Source organism: Methylobacterium sp. CM6244 (assembly GCF_054817885.1).
Window position 1 is genome coordinate 4,299,936 of record NZ_CM139247.1, and the last position, 14,099, is coordinate 4,314,034.

General features: G+C 64.3%; 13 protein-coding genes. 12 read left to right on the forward strand and 1 reads right to left on the reverse strand.

Annotation, left to right across the window (positions count from 1 at the left end):
- Positions 1-4: 4 nt before the first annotated feature.
- The 6 genes from ACYQML_RS20170 to ACYQML_RS20195 all read left to right on the forward strand — a co-directional run bounded on the left by ACYQML_RS20170 (position 5) and on the right by ACYQML_RS20195 (position 6,094).
- Complete coding sequence (locus tag ACYQML_RS20170; RefSeq protein WP_461233822.1) at positions 5-1,189, forward strand: geranylgeranyl diphosphate reductase; 1,185 nt, start codon at positions 5-7, stop codon at positions 1,187-1,189.
- A complete protein-coding gene (locus tag ACYQML_RS20175; protein WP_461233823.1) occupies positions 1,186-1,707 on the forward strand; it encodes a TspO/MBR family protein in 522 nt (173 codons plus the stop codon). The genes ACYQML_RS20170 and ACYQML_RS20175 overlap by 4 nt, the downstream gene beginning before the upstream one ends.
- A complete protein-coding gene (locus ACYQML_RS20180; RefSeq protein ID WP_461227687.1) occupies positions 1,704-2,063 on the forward strand; it encodes a hypothetical protein in 360 nt (119 codons plus the stop codon). The genes ACYQML_RS20175 and ACYQML_RS20180 overlap by 4 nt, the downstream gene beginning before the upstream one ends.
- A 46-nt stretch (positions 2,064-2,109) precedes the next feature.
- Positions 2,110-3,678, forward strand: a complete 1,569-nt coding sequence (locus ACYQML_RS20185; RefSeq protein WP_461227688.1) for a c-type cytochrome — start codon at positions 2,110-2,112, stop codon at positions 3,676-3,678.
- A 318-nt stretch (positions 3,679-3,996) separates the two neighbouring features.
- On the forward strand, positions 3,997-4,890 hold the full coding sequence (locus ACYQML_RS20190; RefSeq protein WP_461233824.1) for a transporter: 894 nt from the start codon (positions 3,997-3,999) through the stop codon (positions 4,888-4,890).
- A gap of 805 nt (positions 4,891-5,695) precedes the next feature.
- Positions 5,696-6,094 (forward strand): hypothetical protein, encoded by a 399-nt coding sequence (locus ACYQML_RS20195; RefSeq protein ID WP_056425232.1) that lies wholly within the window; start codon positions 5,696-5,698, stop codon positions 6,092-6,094.
- Between the two features lie 391 nt (positions 6,095-6,485).
- Here the strand turns inward: ACYQML_RS20195 and ACYQML_RS20200 are convergent, their stop codons facing one another.
- Positions 6,486-6,929, reverse strand: coding sequence for a hypothetical protein (locus ACYQML_RS20200; RefSeq protein WP_461233826.1), 444 nt, complete (start codon positions 6,927-6,929; stop codon positions 6,486-6,488).
- 132 nt (positions 6,930-7,061) lie between these two features.
- Between ACYQML_RS20200 and ACYQML_RS20205 the strand changes: the two genes are divergently transcribed.
- The 6 genes from ACYQML_RS20205 to ACYQML_RS20230 all read left to right on the forward strand — a co-directional run bounded on the left by ACYQML_RS20205 (position 7,062) and on the right by ACYQML_RS20230 (position 14,098).
- A complete protein-coding gene (locus ACYQML_RS20205) occupies positions 7,062-7,337 on the forward strand; it encodes a hypothetical protein (protein WP_461233827.1) in 276 nt (91 codons plus the stop codon).
- Positions 7,334-8,017 (forward strand): TetR/AcrR family transcriptional regulator, encoded by a 684-nt coding sequence (locus tag ACYQML_RS20210; protein WP_311273863.1) that lies wholly within the window; start codon positions 7,334-7,336, stop codon positions 8,015-8,017. The genes ACYQML_RS20205 and ACYQML_RS20210 overlap by 4 nt, the downstream gene beginning before the upstream one ends.
- Positions 8,014-9,243: an efflux RND transporter periplasmic adaptor subunit gene (locus ACYQML_RS20215; protein ID WP_461233828.1), complete on the forward strand. Its 1,230-nt coding sequence runs from the start codon at positions 8,014-8,016 to the stop codon at positions 9,241-9,243. The genes ACYQML_RS20210 and ACYQML_RS20215 overlap by 4 nt, the downstream gene beginning before the upstream one ends.
- Positions 9,244-9,302: 59 nt before the next feature.
- Positions 9,303-12,401 carry an efflux RND transporter permease subunit gene (locus tag ACYQML_RS20220; protein WP_461233829.1) on the forward strand — a complete coding sequence of 1,033 codons (3,099 nt, stop codon included), beginning with the start codon at positions 9,303-9,305 and terminating at the stop codon, positions 12,399-12,401.
- Between the two features lie 382 nt (positions 12,402-12,783).
- Positions 12,784-12,954 carry a hypothetical protein gene (locus ACYQML_RS20225; protein WP_244477986.1) on the forward strand — a complete coding sequence of 57 codons (171 nt, stop codon included), beginning with the start codon at positions 12,784-12,786 and terminating at the stop codon, positions 12,952-12,954.
- Between the two features lie 70 nt (positions 12,955-13,024).
- Entirely contained in the window at positions 13,025-14,098 is a 1,074-nt protein-coding gene (locus ACYQML_RS20230; protein WP_461233830.1) for an ABC transporter substrate-binding protein, read from the forward strand.
- Position 14,099 lies beyond the last annotated feature (1 nt).

Below are 14,099 nucleotides of genomic sequence, written 5' to 3' on the forward strand. Positions count from 1 at the left end.
ACCCATGCCGGAATTGGAGACCTTCGACGTCGTGGTGGTGGGAGGCGGCCCGGCCGGGGCCACCGCCGCCACCGATCTCGCCCGGATGGGGCGGCGGGTGCTGCTCCTCGACAAGCCGGGGCGGATCAAGCCCTGCGGCGGCGCGATCCCGCCGCGCCTGATCCGTGATTTCGCCATTCCCGACGCGCTGCTCGTCGCCCGCGTCCGCTCGGCCCGCATGATCTCACCCGCCGACAAGCGGGTGGACATGCCCATCGGCGACGGCTTCGTCGGCATGGTCGACCGGGAGCATTTCGACCCCTGGCTGCGCGACCGCGCGGCCCTGGCTGGGGCCGACCACCGCCCGGGCAGCTTCACCCGCATCATCCGCGACGCGGAAGGCGGGGCGGTGGTGCATTACCGCTCGGGCGATGCGGAGTACCGGGTTCGCACCCGCCTCGTCATCGGCGCGGACGGCGCGAGTTCGGTGGTCGGGCGGGCCGAGATTCCCGGCCACGCGGCGATGAAACAGGTCTTCGCCTATCACGAGATCGTCCGGTCGCCGGCGGATGGGAGCGGCGATGTCGAGGGGACGCGCTGCGACGTCTACTACCAGGGCAAGCTCTCGCCGGATTTCTACGCCTGGGTCTTCCCCCATGGCGACACGATCAGCATCGGCACCGGCAGCGCTCGCAAGGGGTTCTCCCTGCGCGGGGCGATCCGGTCCCTGCGCGCCTCCACGGGCCTCGATGCCGGCGAGACCCTGCGCCGCGAGGGCGCGCCGCTGCCGCTGAAGCCGCTCAGGCGCTGGGACAATGGCCGGGACGTGCTGCTCACCGGGGATGCCGCCGGCATCGTCGCCCCGGCTTCGGGCGAGGGCATCTACTACGCCATGCTCGGCGGCCGGCTCGCGGCGGAGGCGGCCGACACCTTCCTCGCCACCGGCAAGGCCGCATCCCTGGCCCTTGCCCGGCGTCGCTTCATGCGCCTGCACGGCCGCGTCTTTCTGATCCTGCGCATGATGCAATGGGTCTGGTACCGCAACGATTCCCTGCGGGAGCGCTTCGTCTCGATCTGCAAGGACAAGGACGTCCAGCAGCTGACCTGGGATTCCTACATGAACAAGGAGCTGGTCCGGGCAAAGCCCGCCGCCCATGCGCGGATCTTCTTCAAGGATCTGGCGCACCTGTTCCGCTGGGTCTCGCCGTGATCGGCGGTTACGAGACCGGCCCGGTCGTGGCTTCGGCGGCCGCCGCCCTCGTCACCGCCCTCGCCGGTGGTCTCCTGACGACGACCGGCCCCTGGTATCAAACCCTGCGGCGTCCCTCGTGGAAGCCGCCGGACTGGGCCTTCGGCCCGGTTTGGACAACGATCTTCACCCTCATGGCGATCTCCGCCGTGATGGCCTGGCACGCGGATGCCGGAACCTCGGCGCGCACCGCGCTACTGGTCGCCTACGGCGTCAACCTCTGTCTCAACATCGCCTGGAGCGGCATCTTCTTCCGCCTACGCCGGCCGGACTGGGCCTATCTCGAAGTCATCGCCCTCTGGCTCTCCATCGTGGCGCTGATCGCGGTGACGGCCCAGGCCTCGGGGATCGCGGCGTTGCTGCTCGCGCCCTACCTCGCATGGGTCAGCGTCGCGACACTTCTCAACCGGGCGATCGTGTGGCTGAACGGGCCGTTTGGCCGGGCCGTACCGGTCCGCGATGTCGGAAGCCGGGTATGATTCCGGATGTGGCGACCCTGGCGTCGCTCTTCGCCTCCGGGCGGATCATCGACGTAATCCTCGGTCTCGTGGCCCTGGAGGCCGCCGCCCTCGTGGCATGGCGCCTTTATGGGCGAGATCGCCCGCTCCTTCCGCCCCTTTTCTGCAATCTCGCCTCGGGCGCGGCGCTGATGCTGGCGATCCGCGCCGCGCTGATCGGCTCGGATTGGACGGTGGTTGCGCTCTGCCTCATCGCCTCGCTGATGGCGCATCTAGGGGAGGTCGCGTTGCGCATGTTTGGGGGGTCGCATGACGCATCCGATCCGGTCGTGCCCGACCTTCGCCGACCGGGCAGAACGGTCACGAGGCGTGCCTGAATTGCTGCTGTCCAACCTTCGGCTTCATGAGTGGAGAACCGGCTTCATGCGTCGCATATCTGCCCTCCTGCTCGGTTCGGCCGGCCTCATCGCCGCCGCGACCTGTGCCTCGGCCCAAGATGCTGAACAGATCAAGCGGGGCGAATACTTGACGACGGCGGGCGATTGCGTCGCCTGCCATTCGGCACCGGGCGGCAGGCCCTTTGCCGGGAACTATGTCCTCAACACGCCGATCGGGAAGATCCGCACGCCGAACCTCACACCGGACGACGAGACCGGGCTCGGCAAATGGACCGCCGACGACTTCTACCGCGCCCTGCACGAAGGCATCGACAACGAGGGCAGCTACCTCTATCCGGCCTTCCCCTTCGCCTGGTACACCAAAGTCACGCGCGACGATTCCGATGCGATCTTTGCTTATCTGCGCTCCCTCAAGCCAGTGAAGGAGCCCCGCAAACCTTCCGAGATCCCCTTCCCCTTCAATATTCGCAGCGCGCTCATCACCTGGCGCACCGCGTTCTTCACCGCGGGCGAGTTCAAGCAGGATCCAAACGCCAGCGCCGAGGTCAATCGCGGCGGCTACCTCGTGGAGGGCCTCGGCCATTGCGGCATGTGCCACAACGCCAACAAGATCGTCGGAAACAGCGGGTTGGCGGGCAAACTCGGTGGCGGGGTCATCGACGGCTGGTACGCGCCCAACATCACCCCCGACGACCACACCGGGATCGGCTCCTGGACCGACGATCAGGTGGTCGAATACCTCAAAACCGGCACGGCTCCGGGCAACCGGCCGGGCGTCGCCGCCGGGCCGATGCGTCAGACCATCGAGGAATCCCTCTCCAGGCTGACCGATGCCGACCTGAAGGCGATGGTCGCCTACCTGCGCACGCAGAAAGCCAAAGAGAGCTATAAAATCAAGGACATCCAGGCCTTCAACCAGGCCGATGCGCCGGGTGCTGCGACCTATCTCAGCTATTGCTCCTCCTGCCACAAGCCGGACGGCCAGGGCGTCGAGGGGGCGATCCCGGCGCTCGCCGGCAATACCTCGGTGCAGTCGGAAGGCCCCGAGACGGTGATCCGCATCATCCTCGGCGGCCTCGCTGCCCAGAACGGCTACGCGCCGATGCCTGCAGTGGGGGCCGGCATGACCGACCGAGAGGTCGCCGACGTCACGGACTACATCCGCAACGCGTGGGGCAACAACGCCCCCGTCATCGCCGAGCGCGGCATCGTCACAACCGCCCGGACCGCCACTCAGACCATGCTCGCCGGAACGGCGCCCTGCGCGGAGATCGCGCAACCAGAGGTCGCAAAGGCCATCGCCGATGCGGGGAGTGCTGAGAGCCTCAAAGGCTTGGCGCCGGACAACTTCGTGCCGGTCATCGACTCTCTGCTACCCAAGGTAAAGGCAGCCGCCGGAGGGGCCAAGGACGACGACATCGTCAATGGGCTGACGACAGTATTCTGCCAGACTGCGCGCCATGATCCGGCCTACGGCAAGATCGGCTGGCACGCGGTCATCGGCAGCTTTTCCAGCGTCGTATACAGTCAGATCAGGAATCCCGAGAAACGTGTCGCCTTGCCGGCCCCCGCTGGTGTTGCGCCGACGCCGTGATTCAGCGCTAACGACGTCGCGGACATCAATACCTGCGAGCGCTGCAAACGCGAAGCCGATGATTTTGATCTCACATTGAAAAGCGGTATCGCAGCAAGAGTACAAATAAATATTTCCGTCTATGAAAGTAACGATCGCTACTTTAATTTGTATGTATTTCGCGAGAGAATTGCCCCTTTATCTATATGTGACCTTTAGGTGACATCCGCAGATGCGATGACGATACGTGGGGAATGAGATCCGGTGCTGGTGCGTCGATGAAGGAGAGCTGGCTCGAACGCAGCGCTCTTCCCATCACGCTCGAAGAAGAGGCACTGGATGATTCACGGTACCCGTCACGCGACATACACGCTCGGTCTCACCCTGTGCGTCGGCCTCGGCCTGACCACCCTGGCTTCAAGGCCGGTCCAGGCCGGTTCTGCGGCGCAACCGGGACAGACGGTCGGTCTCCCCGTTGGCGCCCAGCTTCCCGTCGGCCTCTACTTCGTGAACACGTCGAGCTTTGGTGTCCGCGATACCCGGCCGCTTGATTCCGAATCTAATATCAACCTGCCCACCTTCCTTTGGGCGACGCCCTGGAACCTGCTGGGCGCGCGCCTCAACCTGGCGGCGATCCAGCCGGTCGTAGCGTCGAGTCCGCGAGGCGCAGCCTATCAGAGCGGCATCGGCCAACCACTGCTCGCTGCCCAACTTGCTTGGAACCTCGGCAACGATTTCGGCGTCAGTTATCTCTTCGGTGGATACCTGCCGATCGAGACGGAGTTCCTCACCCGGAATGCGTCCCTCAGCCACCGCTTCGCTGCGAGCTATACGGGTAACGGACTGAACCTGACCGCTAATCTGCTCTACGGAGTTTTCGTCGATCCGGTGACCGCCCAAGGTGTGGTCTATCCCGACTATCTCAACCTCGACCTCACTGCGACCAAGAAATTCGGTAAGTGGGAGGTCGGCCCGGTAGCCTTCGCCTCCACTGACATGCCCACCCGATTTCCCGGGTATCGCCGCCAGGGACAGATCGCCGTCGGCGGCCTCGTCGGCTACAATTTCGGGCCTGCGAACCTCCAGGCCTATGTCACGCGGGATGTGGTGGAGCGCAATTACGGTGGTCAAGAAACGCGCGGTTGGCTGCGGCTCATCGTGCCGATCTACAAGGAGAGCACCAATTCGGCGGCTCCCTCGATCCCGCTGAGCGGGCGGCAATCTCTGCACTAGGGATTCCTCATAAAGCGTTCAAGCGAAAGGCCGACTCCAGCACGCTCCAGGCTCCGGTATCGATAAGGAGCGTGTTGCCGGTTTGAAGTCGGCATCCCCTGCTGGCGTCCATGCCTTCGAAGGCGGTCGTGACAAGGGGCCGTCGAGGAGGTGTCCTGCGAAGTTGGGACAGGTTAGCTGATACAGGGGCACCGCCACGATGCGGACGCGCTTGCCCCCAGGTTCGACGTAGCCAACGCCATAAGGCGCAGCCCAGATCACCTCCACAGCCAAAGGTCCTCATTCCCAATGTTATGCATATAGATGCGCTCATCCGCGGCGAGAGCCTGCCGGTTCGGGTCGAACGTTGCAATAAGGCCTGCCATGAACGCCATACGTGGCTATATGCCAATTTTTAGACTTGAGATAGTCATTGTATCCCAAGATTAATTAGCCATAAAGTGATATTTCAAATAGGAGCTATCGTCGGATAGTGCTACTTTGAGCCGAAACAGAATGGCAGAACGTCATCTGATAGAATATATATTATTAATACACTGGAGTACGACGTATTTACACTAGCAAATGCTTTGCTCTGTTACTGTTTCGAAGCATGTGTGTCCGGACGGGCGGGCATCGCCGTTCGGGCAGGTCGGCGTAAGGGAATTTCCTCTCTTTTGCGTGAAGTACAAGGCGGTGCACCTTCGGGACAGGGCTGGGATTTACCGTAAACCGCCCATTAATCCGACTCGTCGAAACCTAGCGATCGTTGGGGCCGGGGCGACATGCGCTGGTCTCCGCGCGTGGTTTGTAAGGGTAACGGTGTATGCGTAGCGTTCACACGGCGATCGACAACGTGGTTCCCTTCCGACGTCCCGGCAGGCCCCAGCCCCAGGCTCCCGTCGTATCGCCCTCCCTAGCCGCGAGGCGGGTCGATCAGCGCGCGCTGATGGATGCGGTCTATGCCAGCGGAACGCTCGCGGTTGCGGCGGGTGATCGTGAGACTAAGCTGATCGCCGCCCGCCTGCAGGTCTACGGCTTCCTCACCGTCGAGGAATTGAGCGAAGAAGGGGCGTTGCGGCGCCTGCGTCCGTCCGAGGCTATCCGCGCCCAAGCCGACCGCCCCTGGCGCCTCTCAAAAGCAGCCTACGGCTCCGGCCTGTCTGTCACTGTCCCAGCCGCCGACGATTTCCTGTTCGACTCTTCCGCCGGCGCCTCAGCCTGATCCTTCCGTAAGAAGCACCTGCTGTCCTTGCTCATCGACGGCAGGCTCCGGAGGGAGCGGCTCTCCGGTGACAATGTGAATGGCGGCGGCGAGACAGCTAATTTCTTCGTCGCCGAAGATGCATCCCTGAACACCACCGGGGTAGATGTCCCGAGGTGCAGCTCTCCGCTCTTGATAGTCAGCGTCTGCTTATACCCACGACGTTTTTCTTCACGAGCGACGACGTCAACCACCCGGCTCGACCATCGGCAGGTGGGTTCCTATGGCTAACCGGGAAATCTGACTGGGCCGAAGCATCGAGCCGAGCATCATCGAGCAAATCCACCGCACCGGCGTAAGGCCTGCTGTGGCGCACCTATACTTTGCTCGGCAGCGACCCAGGGGGGATGCCTCAGCGGTCGCGCTTATTTACCACCGCGCAGCCGGTCATTGGTCCACGGCTCCCGTTTATGACAGAGCACGTGACGAGAGATGTCGCCGCATCGGCATGGCTGTGGCGGGAGATGACCGCCTGCTCGCGGGCGCGGCGAGCTGCGGCTACGATCAGGTCTGATGCAATCCCGGTAGCGATCCGCCCGGCCCGGCCGAACAGGTCATAGTAGTCATCGCTCGGCGTCTCCCCCTTGAATTGGACTCCGACAGCGGACGGGTCACCGCAGGCGAGTGTCAGCGTCATCCCGTTGGTGACCGACATTTCCGCGAAATCAACGGTGCGGTTGACGAGCGTGGCCTTCGTCTCAGCCACGACGCTGTCGATGAGATCCCCGCACGGATCTGCCTGGGCCGAACTGCTGAAGAATGACACGAGGGCGGCGGTCAGAATCATGAAGCGCATGGGAGTTAAACTAGGAGCGCTGCTCATCCCGTCGAGGAGGGAGTCGGATAACATTATTAGCTCCTATTGAACGTTCATTCATTGACGTTTGAATGAACGTTCAATAGATTTGCGGAGAGACGGGAGGCCGCGATGGGCGATCTAGGTTGGTACGATGATGTGGATGCGCCTCGCGATGGGATCTCCCAGCGCATTGTGGTCTCGGCCCGCTCCGCTTGCCGGATGTCCAATCTTCTGCCGGGGCTCTTGATTCTCGTCGGTTGGCTCGCTTTAATTGGCTGGACGGGTGCAGGATCGGATGGGTGGCAGGCGCGGGTCTGCGCCGACCTTGGTGGACATGCGTACTCCTGCGGATCGATCAATGCTCAAGGTGTGGGCATCGTCGCGAACACGGGGGCCGCATCATGAGCGCCGGCGTCCTCACTGAGCCTCGAAGCAGCCAGTCGACCCGCCGCCAGGACATCCTCGATGCCGCCGAGATTTGCTTCGTCCGCAATGGCTTCCACCGCACAACGATGCAGGATCTCGCCCGTCAAGCCGGGATGACCGCAGGCAACATCTACCATTACTTCAAGTCGAAGGAGGCCGTTGTCTTAGGCCTCGCGGAGCGTGAGCGCGGGCATGGTATGACCCTCGTCGAAGAGATGGAGCGGGCCGGCGATCGCCGTGGGGCCCTAATGGGCATCCTCGAACGCTACTTCGCCCGGGCGACCCGCGAGAGCGCGGTCCTGCGCGTCGATCTCTGGTCCGAGGCCACTCGCAACCCCGACATTGCCGGCATGGTCGAGCGAGGCGAGACCGAGGCCCGCCTTTGGTTTGTCGAGACTCTTTCGTCTCTGGCAACCTCACCGGCCTGCGATGCCGCCATTCTCTACGACAAAACGCTGAACCCGCTGATGAAGGGCATTCTCGTGAACCTGGCGCTCTGGCCAGCCTTCAATCCAGCCCCCGCCGCGGCGCATTTGTGCGCCCTGATCGAGGCGGGACTGGACGGACGGCTGCCGACGGCGGCGCAGGAGGCTGAGGCCGGCGCGCTTCCCGTCTCGCTCGGTTTTCCGTCCCACTCTCTCTTGGAGGGTAGCCGATGAGTTCCGTCCTCAAGGTCGTTCGTCCCTTCGTTCTCATTCTTGGCCTACCGTCGGGTTCGGCCTTCGCTGAGGTCGCGCTGGCTCCAAACAAGCCGGCGCCGGCGGTGAGCACTGTCGAGGCGGCACGCCGCGAAATCGTCGAGCAGGTCGTCGTTACCGGATCTCTGGTTCCCCGTGACGAAATCCTGGTAACGCCCGAAATCGAGGGCTATCGGGTCACCGAAGTGCTGGTCGAGGAGGGCATGCGCGTAGAGCGAGGCCAGATCCTGGCGCGGCTCTCGCGCGATCTCATCGACCAGCAGATCGCTCAGCAGGACGCCCTGGTCAGCAAGGCGTCGGCCACCGTGCCGCAAGCACAGAGCAATATCGAGCAGGCGGAGGCCGCCGAGATGGAAGCGCGCCTTGCCTTCGAGCGAGCTAAGCAACTCATGAGTAGCGGCAACGGCACAGCGGCGATCATGGAGGGGCGCACTGCGTCCTTGCGTCAAACGGAGGGCAAGCTCGCCTTCGCGCGCAATGGTCTTGTCATCGCAAGGGCGGAACTCGCTCAGGCGCGGGCTCTGCGCGACGAACTCTCATTGCGCCTCGCCCGCACCGAGATCCGCGCGCCGGAAGCCGGTATCGTAAACCGCCGTACGGCCCGCGTCGGTATGGCAGCCTCCTCCTCTTCTGAGCCGTTGTTCAGGCTCATCGCCCGAGGCGAGATTGAGCTCGAAGGCGAGGTCATTGAGACCAAGCTGCCACTGTTGCGGGAGGGGGCACCCGCCTCGATGGAGCTTACCACTGGCGAGCGCGTGCGAGGGAGCGTGCGCGCCGTCTACCCGGAGGTCGATAAGGCAACCCGCCTCGGCAAGGTCCGCGTCCGGCTCGATCCCGATCCGCGCCTGCGTATTGGCACCTTTGCCCGAGGGGCCATTGAGGTCGCACGAACCCGTGGCATCACCGTGCCCCAGGCCTCCATTCTGTATGGCGGGCCGCAACGCAGTAGCGTCCTCATAGTCGCCGATGGCCTCGTGGAGGCGCGGACCGTGCGCACCGGCATCTCAGACGATGACGATATCGAAATCCGCTCAGGCCTCAACCAAGGCGAGGCCGTGGTCGCGCGCTCTGGAAGCTTCCTGCGTAACGGCGACCGGGTCCGCGCCATCCCGGTTGCCGTTACGCCCGCTCCCGCCGTCGCGAACGGCCCGTCCCCGCGCGAAACCGCTGAAGCCGGCATTCCCTGAAACAGCGCCCGGAACAGCCGGGCTCTGTTGTTTCCATCTCGCGAACACGGTTTGTGCCGATGCGCCTCAACGTCTCCGCCTGGGCGATCCGCAAGCCGATCGGCCCACTGGTTCTGTTCCTCGTCCTGATCGTTCTCGGCCTCGTCAGCTTTCGTGGGCTTCCAGTCACGCGCATGCCGAATATCGACGTGCCCATCGTCTCGGTGGCGATCACGCAGGCCGGCGCTGCCCCATCCGAGCTCCAGACCCAGGTGACGAAATGGGTCGAGGATTCAATAGCCGGCGTACGCGGCGTGAAGCACATCACCTCGGCGATCACAGAGGGATCCTCCGTCACGACGGTAGAATTTCGTCTTGAGGTGAACACTGACCGCGCGGTCAACGACGTAAAGGATGCAATCTCGAAGATCCGCATCAACCTGCCACGCACCATCGACGAACCGGTGATCAGCCGTGTCGAGATCGCAGGCCTGCCGATTCTGATCTACGGCGTGAAGGCCCCGGCGATGACACCTGCCGACCTCTCCTGGCTGGTGGAGGACAAGATCGCCCGCTCGCTCCAGGGGGTGAAGGGCGTCGGTGGGGTCGAGCGTGTCGGCGGCGTCGCGCGCGAGATCCGCGTCGTGCTCCAGCCCGACCGCCTGCTGGCGCTCGGCATCACCGCTGCGGATGTTAATCGGCAGTTACGCTTGACCTCAGCTGACATGGCGGGCGGACGTGGCGAGGTCGGTGGTCGCGAACAATCGATTCGGACGCTTGCCGCCTCTCGGACGGTACGTGACCTCAAGGCTACGTCCATCGTCCTACCGGGGGGACGCAAGGTTCGTCTCGACGATCTCGCTGTGGTGCAGGACGCCATCGAGGAGCCGCGCACCTTCGCCCGTTTCAATGGCGAGCCGGTCGTCGCCTTCGCGGTCTCGCGCGGCTCGGGCGCCAGTGATGCCGAGGTGGCGACAGCCGTCGAGAAGCGCATCGACGAGTTCCGCAAAACCTATCCCGACGTGGCTTTCGACGTCATCGATTCATCGGTTTCGGCCACGATCGGAAGCTACGATTCGGCGATGCTCACCCTGATCGAGGGCGCTGTTCTCGCTGTCATCGTGGTTTTCCTGTTCTTGCGGGACTGGCGCGCGACCTTGATCGCGGCGGTCGCCCTACCGCTCTCCGTCTTCCCGACCTTCTGGGCGATGGATGCGCTGGGTTTTACCCTCAACGGCATCAGCCTGCTCGCCATCACCCTCGTCACCGGCATTCTGGTGGATGACGCCATCGTCGAGATCGAGAACATCGTCCGGCACATGCGGATGGGGAAGTCAGCATACCGGGCGGCGATCGAGGGCGCCGACGAGATCGGTCTCGCCGTCATTGCCATTACCGCCACGTTGATCGCGGTGTTCGCGCCGGTCTCGTTCATGGGCGGTATCGCAGGCCGCTACTTCATGCAGTTCGGGCTCACCATCGCCGTCTCGGTGTTCATGTCGCTGCTCGTGGCGCGGCTGATCACGCCGATGCTCGCTGCCTATTTCCTACGCGACCACGGCCATCACCACGACGAACGTGAGGGATGGGTGATGCGCACCTATGGCCGGTTGGTGGGCTGGTCCGTGCGCCACCGCGTCATCACCCTCATCGTCGGCCTCGTGCTGTTTGCCGGTTCGCTCGCCTCCACCGGGTTGCTGCCCTCCGGCTTCGTGCCGAAGCAGGACAATGCCCGCACGCTGTTCATGGTGGAACTCGCGCCTGGCGCGAAGCTCGTAGACACCGTAGCTGTCGCTGACCGAGTGGTCGAACGCATCCGTTCCCTGCCGGAAGTCACCTCGGTCTTCGTCGATGGCGGTCGTCAGGTGGGGGGCAAGAAGGAGACCCGGCTCGCCACCCTCATCGTCAACCTGACTCCGAAGAACGCGCGCTCGAAGAAGCAGGCGGCGGTAGAGACCGACATCGCCGCGTTGCTGGCGGAGGAACCGGACATCCGCTCCTGGTCCCTGCGCGATTCCGGCCAGCGCGACCTCGCCCTTGTGGTTGGAGGGCCGGATGCCGAGATCGTCGCCGAAGTGGCGGCAAGGCTGCAGCGCGACATGGCGGCGATCCCACACCTCGTCTCCGTGATGTCGACCGCACCGCTCAACCGCACGGAAGTGCGCATCCGCCCGAAAGAGGGGGCCGCCGCCGATCTCGGCGTCTCCACAGAAACCATCGCCGAGACCGTACGAGTCGGGACGATCGGCGATATCGGCCTGAACCTGGCCAAGTTCAACGCCGTCGACCGCCAGATTCCGATCCGCGTTCAATTGCCCGAGGCGGCGCGCGGCGCGATTTCGCGGTTGGAGAACCTCAAGGTCCCAGCAAAGAACGGCGGCGCCGTGCCTCTCGCCGCTGTGGCTGATATCGAGCTCGACCAGGGACCGGGCGCCATCGAGCGCTATGACCGCGTAATCCGCGTGGCGGTCGAGGCCAACATGGAAGGGTCCGACGCGTTGGGCTCGCTCATCGCTCAAGCCCTGGAAACACCCACCGCGAAGTCGCTGCCGCCTGGCGTCACCATTCGCCAGACCGGCGACGCCGAGATCATGGGCGAGGTCTTCTCCGGCTTCCTGCTGGCGATGGGGGCCGGGATCATGATGGTATACGCCGTTCTCGTTCTCTTGTTCGGTTCGTTTCTTCAGCCACTGACGATCCTGTTCTCGCTGCCGCTTTCCATCGGTGGCGCGATCCTCGGCCTCCTCATCCTCAACATGCCGATATCGATGCCCGTGGTCATCGGTATCCTGATGCTGATGGGGCTGGTCACGAAGAACGCGATCATGCTGGTGGATTTCGCCGTGGAGGAGATGGCGCGCGGCGTCGACCGCGTCACCGCCATCGTCGATGCCGGCCGCAAGCGGGCGCGCCCTATCGTGATGACAACCATCGCCATGGCCGCCGGCATGGTGCCCTCGGCGATGGCGTTGGGTGTCGGTGGCGAGTTCCGCGCACCCATGGCGGTGGCGGTGATCTCCGGCCTCATCGTCTCCACCCTGCTCTCACTGGTCTTCGTGCCGGCCGTGTTCCTTTTGATGGACAGCCTCGGTGCCCTGCTCTGGCGTCTGTTCGGCCGCTTCGTTGGCGCCCGCGACGAGGCGCCGATTTCCGACGCGATGGCTGGCTCCGCCCGCTGACAGTCCGTCGGCATGCGAGCATCGGTACCAGGAACTTTCCCGATCGACCGGTCGGGAGAGAGCGCTCACCTGCGGAATGCGGGACATTTGGAAGCACATTTCGCGAGCCCTCACCTATAGTTTCGCCTGTCGACAAGTCTATCGGCTCGCTGCCGACGCGAGGGCGCAATGAAGATCCGTCACCCCAAACATAATCGTTGCCTTCACCATGCATGTCTCGCCGATCTCGGCGGCACTCATCATGGGACGATTCTGACGAATGGGGTTGATGGTCATGGGTTATCACGACGCGAGAATTGAAGCGGCTAGCTCCGCGAGCGCCTGGGCTTTTGCAGGCGCTATCGCGCCGAAGCATGTTCGCCGCACCTATGGCAGGGCAGCCGTGGCTGCTGCCATCGAGAACGGACTGATGCCCGAGGAGCTGTCCGAAGTGCTGGCTGGCCGCCGCGTCGTCGAGGCCTTTCCGGTCGATGGCGGAGAGAGCGTCTCCGACTACGCCCATCGGGCGGTGGCCGAGATGATGGTCGCCTATCTCAGTTACGCCCCGGCCTGACCCGCCGACTGCCTCCCCAGACATTCCATCGATCCATGAAGGCGGGCTGCTCGCAGCCCCGGAGACGACCATGACCGACGACCTGCTGTCCCGACGCCGCCTGCTGAGAGCGGGCGCCACCGTCGCGGCCGCCCTGCCCCTCGGCCTTACCGCGACGGCGGGGCGTGCCTGGGTTCCGGGCCCTGCTGTGCCCTTCGATCCCGGTCCCCTGTGCGCGCCGGCAGTGGCCACTGAGCCTTGGAGCGGCCCGCTGCGGCCTGTGAAGCTCGCCTGGAACGCCAATGCCATCTGCACCGCCGCGGCCCCCGTCGCCAAGGAGCGGGGCATCTTCGCGGCCTACGGGCTCGCCGTGGAATTCATCAATTTCGGCGGCTCTACGGAGGCCCTGCTGGAGGCCATCGCCACCGGCAAGGCCGATGCCGGCATCGGTATGGCCCTGCGCTGGCTGAAGCCCCTCGAACAGGGATTCGACGTCAAGATCACCGCCGGCCTCCATGGAGGTTGCCTCAGGCTGCTCGGCGCAAAATCCGCAGGCATCAGCGACATTGCCTCTCTGAAAGGCAAGACCATCGCGATCAGCGACCATGCGAGCCCGGCCAAGAACTTCTTCGCCCTGCTCCTGTCGGATGCCGGTATCGATCCCGACAGGGAGATGGAATGGCGGCAATACCCAGCCGATCTTCTCAACCTCGCCGTGGAGAAGGGCGAGGCCCAGGCCCTGGCCGATGCCGACCCGCGCACCTGGATCTGGCTGAAGGACCCGCGCTTCACCGAAGTGGCCACCAACCTGACAGGCAGCTTCGCCACGCGCTCCTGCTGCGTGGTGGCCCTGCGCGGCAGCCTGATCCGTAACGACCGGGCGGTCGCCTCCGCCCTCACCCGCGCCATCCTCGAGGGTGGTCACCGCGTCGCCACCGATCCGCTGGATGCCGCCGGCATCTTCTCGAATTACGGTGGCAAAGGCTCGGTGAAGGATCTGGCCGCGATGCTGCGCAGCCATACGCACGATCACCGGCCGGTGGGCGTCACCCTCAAGCAGGAGATCGCCCTCTACGGCGACGAACTGAAGCGCGTGAACGTGATCCGCCGGTCCACCGACACGGCGAAATTCGCCGACCGGGTCTATGCCGACGTCCTGAGCTGAG

Excerpts from the sequence above, each read along its gene's own strand:
- ACYQML_RS20205 (WP_461233827.1), top strand. The coding sequence starts at position 7,062 with ATGGGCGATCTAGGTTGGTACGATGATGTGGATGCGCCTCGCGATGGG.
- ACYQML_RS20170 (WP_461233822.1), top strand. The coding sequence starts at position 5 with ATGCCGGAATTGGAGACCTTCGACGTCGTGGTGGTGGGAGGCGGCCCG.
- ACYQML_RS20200 (WP_461233826.1), bottom strand. The coding sequence starts at position 6,929 with ATGCGCTTCATGATTCTGACCGCCGCCCTCGTGTCATTCTTCAGCAGT.
- ACYQML_RS20190 (WP_461233824.1), top strand. The coding sequence starts at position 3,997 with ATGATTCACGGTACCCGTCACGCGACATACACGCTCGGTCTCACCCTG.
- ACYQML_RS20195 (WP_056425232.1), top strand. The coding sequence starts at position 5,696 with ATGCGTAGCGTTCACACGGCGATCGACAACGTGGTTCCCTTCCGACGT.
- ACYQML_RS20220 (WP_461233829.1), top strand. The coding sequence starts at position 9,303 with ATGCGCCTCAACGTCTCCGCCTGGGCGATCCGCAAGCCGATCGGCCCA.
- ACYQML_RS20210 (WP_311273863.1), top strand. The coding sequence starts at position 7,334 with ATGAGCGCCGGCGTCCTCACTGAGCCTCGAAGCAGCCAGTCGACCCGC.
- ACYQML_RS20180 (WP_461227687.1), top strand. The coding sequence starts at position 1,704 with ATGATTCCGGATGTGGCGACCCTGGCGTCGCTCTTCGCCTCCGGGCGG.
- ACYQML_RS20215 (WP_461233828.1), top strand. The coding sequence starts at position 8,014 with ATGAGTTCCGTCCTCAAGGTCGTTCGTCCCTTCGTTCTCATTCTTGGC.
- ACYQML_RS20230 (WP_461233830.1), top strand. The coding sequence starts at position 13,025 with ATGACCGACGACCTGCTGTCCCGACGCCGCCTGCTGAGAGCGGGCGCC.
- ACYQML_RS20185 (WP_461227688.1), top strand. The coding sequence starts at position 2,110 with ATGCGTCGCATATCTGCCCTCCTGCTCGGTTCGGCCGGCCTCATCGCC.